The sequence below is a fragment of the Streptomyces justiciae genome (assembly GCF_015163075.1).
Classification (GTDB): domain Bacteria; phylum Actinomycetota; class Actinomycetes; order Streptomycetales; family Streptomycetaceae; genus Streptomyces; species Streptomyces justiciae.
On sequence record NZ_JADDXU010000003.1, the window covers coordinates 65599 to 77163 of the forward strand.

An 11565-nucleotide genomic window follows, 5' to 3' on the forward strand; every position below is an offset into this window, starting at 1 on the left:
GCCCGGGGGCTTCCGCTCGGGCCGCACGCCGGTACGGCTCCCCACGGGGCCTACGCTGAACGTATGAGCAAGCAGAGCGGACGCGGGCGCGTCGTCGGCCTACCGGCATGGGACCGCTGCGCGGTCATGGGAGTCGTGAACGTCACGCCCGACTCCTTCTCCGACGGCGGCCGCTGGTTCGACACGGCCGCCGCCGTCAAGCACGGCCTCGCCCTCGTCGCCGAGGGCGCCGACCTGGTCGACGTCGGCGGCGAGTCCACCCGCCCCGGTGCCACCCGCGTCGACGAGGCCGAGGAGCTCAAGCGCGTCATCCCGGTCGTCCGCGGCCTCGCCTCCGAAGGCGTCACCGTCTCCGTCGACACCATGCGCGCCTCCGTCGCCGCCCAGTCCCTCGCCGCCGGCGCCGCCCTCGTCAACGACGTCAGCGGCGGCCTCGCCGACCCCGCGATGATCCCGGTCGTCGCCGACGCGGGCGCCCCCTTCGTCGTCATGCACTGGCGCGGCTTCCTGGAGGGCGGCAACGTCAGGGGCGTCTACGACGACGTCGTCACCGAAGTCGTCGACGAACTGCACGCGCGCGTGGAGGCCGTCCTCGCCGGCGGCGTCTCCCCCGACCGCATCGTCGTCGACCCCGGCCTCGGCTTCTCCAAGGACGCCGAGCACGATCTGGTCCTGCTCGCCCACCTCGACCGCCTGCTCACCCTCGGCCACCCCCTGCTCGTCGCCGCCTCCCGCAAGCGCTTCCTCGGCCGCGTCCTCGCCGCCGACCCCGAGGCGGCGCCCCCGCCCGCGCGGGAGCGCGACGCCGCCACGGCCGCCGTCTCCGCGCTCGCAGCGCACGCCGGCGCATGGGCGGTGCGCGTGCACGAGGTGCGCGCGACGGCGGACGCGGTACGGGTCGCACGCGCCGTGGAAGGGGCGCGCGCAGCGGGCAACGGCGCAGAAGGAACCCGGTGAGCGCCCCCCATACCGACGTCGAGCAGGTGGAAGCCGCCAACACCACCTACTACGAGGCGATGGAGCGCGGCGACTTCGAGGAGCTCTCCTCGCTCTGGCTCACCCCGGCCGACCTGGGCGTCGACGAGGAGTACCACGACCCCGCCGACGCCGGCGTGATCTCCTGCGTGCACCCCGGCTGGCCCGTGCTCACCGGCCGCGGCGAGGTCCTCAGGTCGTACGCGCTGATCATGGCGAACACCGACTACATCCAGTTCTTCCTCACCGACGTGCATGTCTCCGTCACCGGCGACACCGCCCTGGTGACCTGCACCGAGAACATCCTCAGCGGCGGGCCCGCCCCCGAGGGCGGCGAGGAGCTCGGCCCGCTCGTCGGCCAGCTCGTGGTCGCCACCAACGTGTTCCACCGCACGCCGTCCGGCTGGAAACTCTGGTCCCACCACGCCTCCCCCGTTCTGGCCGAAAACGACGAGGGCGAAGGGGACGACACCCCCACGTGAGTGGGTAGGCGCACGATGGACGACCCACCGGCGGCCCACCGACGAGCCACCGGAACCGCCCACAGGGACCAAGAAGTGGTTGGAATCACGAGCCCCTGGGTAGGGGCGGCTACCAACCCGTGAGCCGCCGGGTTCCCCAGGGGAAACACACGGTGAAACCTCCTGGCCCCGGCTCGGCCCCACGCCCCCGTGGCCCGGTGCTGTCAGTGCCCGCAGGTAGATTCGTTCGAGGCCGGTGTGCCGCCCGCACCCGGTACGAACCGGCCATTACCGACGATTGCAGGAGTGATTCGCGTGGATCGTGTCGCGCTGCGCGGCCTGAAGGCCCGCGGGCACCACGGTGTGTTCCCCAAGGAACGCGAGGAGGGCCAGACCTTCATCGTGGACCTCGTCCTGGGCCTGGACACCCGGCCGGCCGCCGCCGACGACGACCTGGCGAAGACCGCGCACTACGGCATCGTGGCGGAGGAGGTCGTGGCCGTCGTCGAGGGCGAGCCCGTGAACCTCATCGAGACCCTCGCCGAGCGCATCGCCCAGGCCTGCCTGAAGCACGAAGGGGTGGAGGAGGTCGAGGTCACCGTCCACAAACCGGACGCGCCGATCACGGTCCCCTTCGACGACGTGACGATCACCATCACCCGGAGCCGAGTATGACCGCGTCCTTCGCCACGGGCCCGAGCGACCCGACCGTCCAGCCGGTACCCGCCTCCGTCGTCCAGCAGGTGGACGCCGCCGACACCACCCTGCACAACCCCAAACGCGCGGTGATCTCCCTCGGCTCCAACCTGGGCAACCGCCTGGAGACCCTCCAGGGCGCCATCGACGCCCTCGAGGACACCCCCGGCGTCCGCGTGAAGGCCGTCTCGCCCGTGTACGAGACCGAGCCGTGGGGCGTCGAGCCGGGCAGCCAGCCGTCGTACTTCAACGCGGTGGTCGTCGTGAAGACGACGCTGCCCCCGTCGTCCCTGCTGGAGCGGGCCCACGCGGTCGAGGAGGCCTTCCACCGCGTCCGCGACGAGCGCTGGGGCGCCCGCACGCTGGACGTCGACATCGTGGCGTACGCCGACGTCGTCTCCGACGACCCGACGCTCACCCTCCCCCACCCGCGCGCCCACGAACGCGCGTTCGTCCTGGCGCCGTGGCACGACGTGGAGCCGCAGGCCCAGCTCCCCGGCCGCGGCCCCGTCTCCGGCCTCCTGGCCGACATCACCCGGGACGGCGTGGAACCCCGCAAGGACCTGGAACTCCGGCTGCCCGAATAGTCGTTAAGGTCAAGAGCACGAGCGTCGGGCACAAGGATCAGGGCAACGCCTGTCCGTCCGAGGACCGGGCCTGTCCCTCCGAGGACAACACCGGTCCACCGAGGACATCCGATCCGGGGGAGCTGAAGGGTCACCGTGAGAGAGCTGCGCATCAGGCTGCTGGCCGGCGTGTTCGTCGTCGCCGGAATCCTGTCCTGGGCGGGCGCCCGCCTGTGGGCCTCGATCGGGACCCTCCCCAGCGTCCCCCTGGCCGCCCCCATCGTGCTGGCCCTGATCGCCGTGGTCCTGCTGTCCACGGCGCTCTCGATCCGGGCCCGTCTCAAGGCCCAGCGCGAGCGCCGCCCCGAGGCCAAGGGCGTGGACCCGCTGATGGCGGCCCGCGCCGTCGTCTTCGGGCAGGCCAGCGCGCTGGTCGCCGCCCTCGTCTCCGGCATGTACGGCGGCACCGGCGTCTTCCTGCTGGAGTCCCTCGACATCCCCGCCCGCCGCGACCAGGCCATCTACGCCGGCTTCTCGGTCCTGGCGGGCATCGGGGTGATAGCGGCCGCCATCTTCCTGGAGCGGGTGTGCAAGCTCCCGGAAGACGACGACAACAACACCGGGGCCACCTCGACGGCCTGAGGCAGCCCTGGGGCGCCTATCGCGCCATGATCAGGCTCATCGCCTCGTTGCGGGTCGCGGGGTCGCGCAGCTGCCCGCGGACCGCCGACGTTATGGTCTTCGCCCCGGGCTTGCGCACGCCCCGCATCGACATGCACATGTGCTCGCACTCGACGACCACGATCACGCCGCGCGGCTCCAGGATCTCCATCAGGGAGTCGGCGATCTGCGTGGTGAGTCGTTCCTGCACCTGCGGCCGACGGGCGTAGACGTCCACGAGCCGGGCCAGCTTCGACAGCCCCGTGATCTTGCCGTCGGTGGACGGGATGTAGCCGACGTGGGCGACACCGACGAACGGCACGAGGTGGTGCTCACAGCTCGACAGGACCTCGATGTCCTTCACGAGCACCATCTCGTCGTGCCCCAGGTCGAACGTCGTCGTCAGCACGTCCTCGGGCTTCTGCCACAGCCCCGCGAAGATCTCCTTGTACGCCCGGGCCACCCGCCCCGGCGTCTCCTTGAGCCCTTCCCGGTCCGGGTCCTCCCCGACCGCGATCAGCAGTTCGCGGATGGCGTTCTCGGCGCGCTTCTCGTCGAACTCGCCGATGGAGCCTTCGCCGTCCAGCGTCACGGGGTCGGTCATCTGGTGCCTCGTTCCTCGGTGTCCCTGCCTGCACGGCTGAAAAACGCCGCGCCCCCCAGGCTAGAACCTGGGGGGCGCGGCATCCATTCCGGGCCTGGTGAGGCCACCGGGGCCCGGAATCTCAGCTCTCCGGACGGTCCTCGGGGGCCGGCTCGGTCACGGGCGCGGACTCCGCCGCCGTGGCCTTGGCGGTCGAGATCGCCGGGGTGGCGCCGTTGGCACCGTTCGTCAGGGCGAGCTCCTTCGGGGAAAGCACCGGCGGACGGGTGGACGGCGTACGGCGGGAGGAGCCGGTCCAGGCGGGCCGGGCCGGACGCTTGACGATCGCGGAGAAGATCTCGGCGATCTCCTCCTTGCCCAGCGTCTCCTTCTCCAGCAGCTGCAGGACGAGGTTGTCGAGGACGTCGCGGTTCTCGACCAGGATCTCCCAGGCCTCGTTGTGCGCGTTCTCGATCAGCTTCTTGACTTCCTCGTCCACCAGGGCGGCGACTTCTTCGGAGTAGTCGCGCTGGTGGGCCATCTCACGGCCGAGGAACGGCTCGGTGTTGTCGCCGCCGAACTTGATGGCGCCGAGACGCTCGGTCATGCCGTACTGGGTGACCATCGCGCGGGCCGTGGCGGTGGCCTTCTCGATGTCGTTCGCGGCGCCCGTGGTCGGGTCGTGGAAGACCAGTTCCTCGGCCGCGCGACCGCCCAGCATGTAGGCGAGCTGGTCGAGCATCTCGTTGCGCGTGGTGGAGTACTTGTCCTCGTCCGGCAGGACCATCGTGTAGCCCAGGGCGCGGCCGCGGGACAGGATGGTGATCTTGTGGACCGGGTCGGAGTTGGGTGAGGCCGCCGCGACCAGGGCGTGTCCGCCCTCGTGGTACGCGGTGATCTTCTTCTCCTTGTCGGACATGATCCGGGTCCGCTTCTGCGGGCCCGCCACGACGCGGTCGATCGCCTCGTCCAGCATCTGGTTGTCGATCAGCTTCTTGTCCGAGCGGGCCGTCAGCAGCGCGGCCTCGTTGAGGACGTTGCTCAGGTCCGCGCCGGTGAAGCCCGGCGTGCGGCGGGCGACCGCCGACAGGTCGACGTCCGGGGCGACCGGCTTGCCCTTCTGGTGGACCTTGAGGATCTCCAGACGGCCCTGCATGTCCGGGCGGTCGACCGCGATCTGGCGGTCGAAGCGGCCGGGGCGCAGGAGGGCCGGGTCGAGGATGTCGGGCCGGTTGGTGGCGGCGATCAGGATGACGCCGCCCTTCACGTCGAAGCCGTCCATCTCGACGAGCAGCTGGTTCAGCGTCTGCTCACGCTCGTCGTGACCACCGCCGAGGCCGGCGCCGCGGTGGCGGCCGACCGCGTCGATCTCGTCGACGAAGACGATCGCCGGGGCGTTCGCCTTGGCCTGCTCGAACAGGTCACGGACTCGGGAGGCACCGACACCGACGAACATCTCGACGAAGTCGGAACCGGAGATCGAGTAGAACGGGACGCCGGCCTCGCCCGCGACGGCACGCGCGAGCAGGGTCTTGCCGGTGCCGGGAGGACCGTAGAGCAGGACGCCCTTCGGGATCTTGGCGCCGACGGCCTGGAACTTGGCTGGCTCCTGGAGGAACTCCTTGATCTCGTGGAGCTCCTCGACGGCCTCGTCGGACCCGGCGACGTCCGCGAAGGTCGTCTTGGGGGTGTCCTTGGTGATGAGCTTCGCCTTGGACTTGCCGAAGTTCATGACCCGGGAGCCGCCGCCCTGCATCTGATTCATCAGGAACAGGAAGACGACGACGATGAGGACGAAGGGAAGCAGGGAGAGCAGGATGCCGACGAACGCGTTCTGCTTGGTCGGCGAGACGGTGTACCCGTCGGGGATCTGCTTCTGCTCGAACTTGGTCTGCAGTGTCGCGGCGAGGTTCTGGCCCTGGTCGCCGATGTAGCTCGCCTGGATCTTCGAGCTGCCGTCGACCTTCTCGCCGTCCTTGAGCTCGACCTTGATGGTCTGCTCGTCGCCGGTGGTCAGCTTGGCCTGCTGGACCTTGTTGTCATTGATCGCCTGGACGACCTGGCCGGTGTCCACCGTCTTGTAGCCACCGGACGAGCCGACGACCTGCATCAACACGACCACGGCAAGGACGGCCAGCACGATCCACATGACCGGCCCACGGAAGTATCGCTTCACGTCCATCCATACGGAGCGGTGTCGCCCCGTCCCTCCTGCCATAGTGAGTTTGATAAGACAGTTCTTCTGACGGTACCCCAGCTTCGTCACGCGAAGCCGCACGGGACGGCTGAACGAGCCCGTCTGCATGCTCCAACGGCGCGAAACCCGCCGGGGTTCCCGATCGTCTTAGGAAGAAGGCCCGCTCGGCCTCAAGGCCGGCTCAGCCGCCGTAGACGTGGGGCGCGAGCGTACCGACGAACGGGAGGTTGCGGTACTTCTCGGCGTAGTCGAGGCCGTAGCCGACGACGAACTCGTTGGGGATGTCGAAGCCGACCCACTCGACGTCGATGGCGACCTTGGCGGCGTCCGGCTTGCGCAGCAGGGTGCACACCTTCAGCGACTCCGGCTCCCGGGAGCCGAGGTTGGACAGCAGCCACGACAGGGTCAGGCCGGAGTCGATGATGTCCTCGACGATCAGGACGTGCTTGCCCTTGATGTCGGTGTCGAGGTCCTTGAGGATCCGGACGACACCGGAGGACTGGGTGCCCGCGCCGTACGACGACACGGCCATCCAGTCCATGGTGACGGGGGTGGACAGCGCCCGCGCGAGGTCGGCCATGACCATCACCGCGCCCTTGAGGACGCCGACGATGAGCAGGTCCTTGCCCGCGTACTCCGCGTCGATCTTCGCGGCCAGCTCGGCCAGCTTGGCGTCGATCTGTTCCTTGGTGATGAGCACCTCTTTGAGGTCGGTGCCCATGTCTTTCGCGTCCACCCGCATCACTTTCGGTCGTCCCACCGGCCTGCCCGTCACCCCTCGCGGAGGGGTAAGGATTCAGCCTTGCCGAATCACCAGTCTGCCACCCTGACGCTGGGCGACGACCTTGCCGGGGAGATTGATGGCCCCCTGGCCGCGCCAGCCGGTGATCAGCCGGTCGACTTCCTCGATGTGGCGGGCGAACAGCGAGCCCGCCGGGGCGCCCGCCTCGATGGCGGCGCGGCGCAGTACACGGCGGCGCACGGCGGGCGGCAGGGCGTAGAGCTTGGCGCATTCGAGCAGTCCGGCCGCGTCGCGTACGGCGGTCGCGGCCTGGCTCGCCCAGGCGTCGAGGGCGTCGGCGTCGTCGCGGGAGAGCTGGGCCGTACGGGCGAGTGCCTCGACGACGCCCTTGCCGAGGGCCTTCTCCAGGGCCGGCAGGCCTTCGTGGCGCAGCCGGGAGCGGGTGTAGGCCGGGTCCGCGTTGTGGGGGTCGTCCCAGACGGGCAGCGACTGGACCATGCAGGCCTTGCGGGCGGTCTGCCGGTCGAGCTGGAGGAAGGGGCGGCGGTAACGGCGGGCGGCCCCCGGCCCCCCGGAAACAGCGGCCATTCCGGACAGGGAGCGGATGCCGGAGCCGCGGGCGAGGCCGAGCAGGACGGTTTCGGCCTGGTCGTCGCGGGTGTGGCCGAGCAGGACGGCGGTGGCGCCGTGGCGGGCGGCGGCGTCGTCGAGGGCGGCGTAGCGGGCGTCGCGGGCGGCTGCCTCGGGGCCGCCTTCGCGGCCGACGGTGACGGCGACGGACTCGACGGGGTCGAGGCCGAACTGGCGCAGCCGCAGGGCGACTTCCTCGGCGCGGAGGTCGGAGCCGGGCTGCAGGCCGTGGTCGACGGTGACGCCGCCGGCGCGGATGCCGAGTTTGGGGGCCTCGAAGGCGAGGGCGGAGGCGAGGGCCATGGAGTCGGCGCCGCCGGAGCAGGCCACGAGCACGAGCGGGGACGGCGGGCGCTCGTGCGGAGAGTCGGAGGAGTCGTCAGAGGGACTGGTGTGTTCGTTGAGGATGTCGTGGAGGACGCGGCGGACCGCCAGGCGTATCGCCGCGACCGCAGGATGGGGACCCATGTCCGGTTCCCTTCATGAAGTTTTCGGGGGGTGAGCCCGAGGTTCGGTCACTCAGAGTGTGTAGATGGTGACAGAACCCGGCCGTTCCCCGAGCATTGCACGCCTACCCAGGGCTCACGGTCCCTCGGACGGGTGATTGGAGGGGCGTTCGCCTGCCGTCGGCCGGTTTTCTTTCACGCCCTTTCCGCCCGGTTCACGACTCGGTCCCGGAGTTTCCCGAATCCGCCTTGCGGTGCACCCGCGCGATCCAGTCCGCCGGTTTGGCGATCTCCGTCTTCGTCGGGAGCGTGTTGGGGGAGGTCCACACGCGGTTGAAGCCGTCCATGCCGACCTCGTTGACGACGGCCCGCACGAAGCGTTCGCCGTCGCGGTACTGCCTGAGCTTGGCGTCCAGACCCAGCAGTTTGCGCAGGGCCATGTCGAGCCGGGAGGCGCCCTTGGCCCGCCGCTGCTGGAACTTCTCGCGGATCTCCTGCACGCTCGGCACGACGTCCGGGCCCACGCCGTCCATCACGAAGTCGGCGTGGCCCTCCAGGAGGGACATCACGGCGGTGAGGCGGCCGAGGATCTCCCGCTGGGCCGGGGTCTGCACGATCTCGACGAGCGAGCGCCCGCCGTCGTCCTCCTCGCCCTCGGGACGCCCGCCGGCGAGGGACTGGGCGGCCTCCCGGATGCGTTCCAGGACGGTCATGGGGTCGACCTCGGTCTCCCCCAAGAACGACTGGATTTCGCCCTCCAGGTGGTCCCGCAGCCAGGGCACCGCGGTGAACTGCGTGCGGTGCGTCTCCTCGTGCAGGCACACCCACAGGCGGAAGTCGTGGGGCTGTACGTCGAGTTCGCGCTCCACGTGCACGATGTTCGGCGCGACCAGCAGCAGCCGGCCGCCGCCGTTCTCCCCGGCCGGGAGTTCGCGGGTGGCCGGGGCGAAGGTCTCGTACTGGCCGAGGACGCGGGAGGCCAGGAAGGACAGCAGCATGCCGAGTTCGACGCCGGTGACCTTGCCGCCGACGGCGCCGAGGACCGCGCCGCCCGGGGTGTTGCCGCGCCGTTCCTGCATCTTGTCGAGGAGGGGCTTGAGGATCTCCCGGAAGCCGGCGACGTTGGCCCGGACCCAGCCGGGGCGGTCGACGACGAGGACCGGGGTGTCGTGGATCTCCTCGGTGGCCATCCGGGTGAAGCCGCGGACGTGCCCCTCCGAGGCCTTGGCGTGCCGGCGCAGCTCGGCGACGACGGCCCGGGCCTCGTCGCGGCTCACCTCCGGCCCCGGCCGCACGAGCCGGGTCGCGGTCGCCACCGCGAGGTTCCAGTCGACCATCTGAGAAGAAGCAGCACCACCGATGCTCGTCATGCGTCAACCGTACGTGAGCGTTCCCGCTGGGGGCAGGCCGCGGCGGCCGGCTCCGTGGCGGGCCGTCAGCCGCAGCCGCATGCCGCCAGTGCCGTCGCCGCCTTGTCCAGGGCCGACTGCGCGGCGTCCTTGCTCGCCGTGTCGGACGCCAGGAACGCGAAGGCGAGGAGCCGACCGTCCTGGTCGACGACGGTGCCCGCCAGGGTGTTGACGCCGGTGAGGGTGCCGGTCTTGGCGCGTACGACGCCGGCGGCGCCGTCGGGCGTGTAGCGGGTGGTCAGCGTGCCCGTGAAGCCGGCCACGGGCAGGCCGGTGAGGACCGACCGGAGTTCGGGGTGGTCCGGGTCGCCCGCCTTCGCGAGGAGGGCGGTCAGGAGGTCGGCGGTGAGCTTGTCGTCGCGGTTCAGCCCGCTGCCGTCCTTGAAGGAGACGCCGGAGACGGGGAGTTGCAGCTTCTTCACCTCGGCACGGATCGCCTTGCCGCCGCCGTCGAAGTCGGCGCGTGTCTTCGTCGCCACCGCCGTCTGGCGGGCCAGGGCCTCCGCGATGTCGTTGTCGCTGTTGGTCAGCATGCGCTCGACGAGGGTGGACAGCGGCGGCGAGGAGACCTCCGCGAGCGTCTCCGCGCGGTCCGTCGCCTTGGACGGGCCAGGGGACGTCGTCTTGATGCCCTCGTCCGCCAGGAAGGCGGCGAACTTGCGGGCCGCGTCGTCGGCCGGGTCCGGCGCCCGGACGGCCGTACCGCTCGTGGAGTCGTCCGTGCGGGCCTCGTCCGCCATCAGGGGGCTGACCAGGGCAAGGTTGGCGTCGACGCCGATGGGGTGCAGGGCGGAACCGGCGTACAGGGTGGTGTCGTACGACAGCGTCACCTTGCGGACGCCGTCCTTCTTCAGGGCCTTCGCCGTCTTCGCGGCCAGGTCGCGCAGGCTCGCCCAGCCTTCGGCGTCCTTGCGGGCCGTGAGGGTGGGGTCGCCGCCGCCGACCAGGACCAGTTCGTCGGTGTCGGGTTCCAGGGCCGCGCGGGTGGTGAGGCGGTGCTCTGGGCCCATCGCCGACAGGGCGGCGACCGCGGTGGCGATCTTGGTGGTGGAGGCGGGGGTGAGGGCGGTGCCGGCGCCGACGCCGTACAGGCGCTTGCCGGTGGCCACGTCGACGACCGCGGCCGTACGGCGGCTGCCGAGCGCGCCGTCCTCCAGGAGCGGCCCCAGGACGGCGGAGAGGGCCTCGCCGCTCGGCGCTGACTTCACGGTGTTCGTGGCGCCGCCGAGGCCCGCGAGGACCGAGGAGGCGCTCGGGGCGGGCTCGGGAGCCGCTCCCGTCGTACCGGAACCACGGTCGTGATCTGCGCCACCCGTGTGCTCCAGGGCGACCGCCCGGTCCCGCTCGGCCGTACGCTGACCGGTGGAGTCCCAGGGGCCGGCGGCGGTCACCACCACGGCCGTCAGCGCCAGGCCGGCGGTGGCGGCGCCCGCGGTGTACTGCCAGGTCTTCACCGTCGTCAGACGCTTGACCTGCGGTTTCATCACGTTCGCGAGGCGTGCCGACTGGGGGCGTGCGGCTGCCAGACGGGGTCGTACGGCGTTCGCGAGCCGCGTCACATGCGGCCTCGCGGCCCGCCAAGGCCTCAGTTCAGGCACGACCACCAGCCCCTTTCGCGATCACACACCTGCGTGAGGGACACTTAACCACCAGAACTATGTGCTGATCATGGAGGAGCCACCGGTGGAGTTCGACGTCACGATCGAGATCCCGAAGGGTTCGCGGAACAAGTACGAGGTGGACCACGAGACCGGTCGGATCCGCCTGGACCGTCGACTCTTCACCTCGACCGCCTACCCGACCGACTACGGCTTCGTCGAGAACACTCTCGGCGAGGACGGCGACCCGCTGGACGCGCTGGTCATTCTTGACGAGCCGACCTTCCCGGGCTGCCTCATCAAGTGCCGCGCGATCGGCATGTTCCGGATGACGGACGAGGCCGGCGGCGACGACAAGCTGCTGTGCGTCCCGGCGACGGACCCGCGCGTGGAGCACCTGCGTGACATCCACCACGTGTCGGAGTTCGACCGCCTGGAGATCCAGCACTTCTTCGAGGTCTACAAGGACCTGGAGCCCGGCAAGTCCGTCGAGGGCGCCAACTGGGTCGGCCGCGTCGACGCCGAGGTCGAGATCGAGCGGTCCTACAAGCGCTTCAAGGAGTCCGGCGGCCACTGAGGCTCCTGACGACTTCTGTTTTCCA

At 70.7% G+C, this 11565-nt stretch carries 12 protein-coding genes; 6 read left to right on the forward strand and 6 right to left on the reverse strand.

Going from position 1 to position 11565, the window contains the following annotated elements; genetic code table 11:
- The first annotated feature begins 63 nt into the window (after positions 1–63).
- The 5 genes from folP to IQ210_RS08550 all read left to right on the forward strand — a co-directional run bounded on the left by folP (position 64) and on the right by IQ210_RS08550 (position 3340).
- The gene (gene folP, locus IQ210_RS08530; protein WP_194078284.1) at positions 64–957 is read left to right on the forward strand and encodes a dihydropteroate synthase; all 894 of its coding nucleotides are present in this window, start codon (positions 64–66) and stop codon (positions 955–957) included.
- Entirely contained in the window at positions 954–1457 is a 504-nt protein-coding gene (locus tag IQ210_RS08535) for a nuclear transport factor 2 family protein (RefSeq protein ID WP_194078285.1), read from the forward strand. Before folP ends, IQ210_RS08535 begins: the two co-directional genes overlap by 4 nt.
- Before the next feature lie 294 nt (positions 1458–1751).
- Positions 1752–2111, forward strand: a complete 360-nt coding sequence (folB, locus tag IQ210_RS08540; protein WP_079311404.1) for a dihydroneopterin aldolase — start codon at positions 1752–1754, stop codon at positions 2109–2111.
- Positions 2108–2719, forward strand: a complete 612-nt coding sequence (folK, locus tag IQ210_RS08545; protein WP_194078286.1) for a 2-amino-4-hydroxy-6-hydroxymethyldihydropteridine diphosphokinase — start codon at positions 2108–2110, stop codon at positions 2717–2719. Before folB ends, folK begins: the two co-directional genes overlap by 4 nt.
- A 135-nt stretch (positions 2720–2854) precedes the next feature.
- Complete coding sequence (locus IQ210_RS08550; RefSeq protein WP_194078287.1) at positions 2855–3340, forward strand: DUF3180 domain-containing protein; 486 nt, start codon at positions 2855–2857, stop codon at positions 3338–3340.
- Between the two features lie 16 nt (positions 3341–3356).
- Here IQ210_RS08550 and folE read toward each other — a convergent pair whose 3' ends face one another.
- From folE to dacB, 6 genes are all read right to left on the reverse strand, one after another.
- On the reverse strand, positions 3357–3962 hold the full coding sequence (gene folE, locus IQ210_RS08555; RefSeq protein WP_194078288.1) for a GTP cyclohydrolase I FolE: 606 nt from the start codon (positions 3960–3962) through the stop codon (positions 3357–3359).
- Between the two features lie 121 nt (positions 3963–4083).
- On the reverse strand, positions 4084–6123 hold the full coding sequence (gene ftsH / locus IQ210_RS08560) for an ATP-dependent zinc metalloprotease FtsH (protein ID WP_059193994.1): 2040 nt from the start codon (positions 6121–6123) through the stop codon (positions 4084–4086).
- Positions 6124–6319: 196 nt separating this feature from the next.
- Entirely contained in the window at positions 6320–6880 is a 561-nt protein-coding gene (gene hpt / locus IQ210_RS08565; RefSeq protein ID WP_097267229.1) for a hypoxanthine phosphoribosyltransferase, read from the reverse strand.
- A 54-nt stretch (positions 6881–6934) separates the two neighbouring features.
- The gene (gene tilS, locus IQ210_RS08570; protein WP_194078289.1) at positions 6935–7978 is read right to left on the reverse strand and encodes a tRNA lysidine(34) synthetase TilS; all 1044 of its coding nucleotides are present in this window, start codon (positions 7976–7978) and stop codon (positions 6935–6937) included.
- A 193-nt stretch (positions 7979–8171) separates the two neighbouring features.
- The gene (locus IQ210_RS08575) at positions 8172–9326 is read right to left on the reverse strand and encodes a zinc-dependent metalloprotease (RefSeq protein WP_194078290.1); all 1155 of its coding nucleotides are present in this window, start codon (positions 9324–9326) and stop codon (positions 8172–8174) included.
- A 65-nt stretch (positions 9327–9391) separates the two neighbouring features.
- Positions 9392–10969 carry a D-alanyl-D-alanine carboxypeptidase/D-alanyl-D-alanine endopeptidase gene (gene dacB / locus IQ210_RS08580; protein ID WP_194078291.1) on the reverse strand — a complete coding sequence of 526 codons (1578 nt, stop codon included), beginning with the start codon at positions 10967–10969 and terminating at the stop codon, positions 9392–9394.
- Positions 10970–11048: 79 nt separating this feature from the next.
- On the opposite strand from dacB, the gene IQ210_RS08585 reads away from it, so the two are divergent.
- Positions 11049–11540, forward strand: coding sequence for an inorganic diphosphatase (locus IQ210_RS08585; RefSeq protein WP_194078292.1), 492 nt, complete (start codon positions 11049–11051; stop codon positions 11538–11540).
- The last annotated feature ends 25 nt before the right edge of the window (positions 11541–11565 follow it).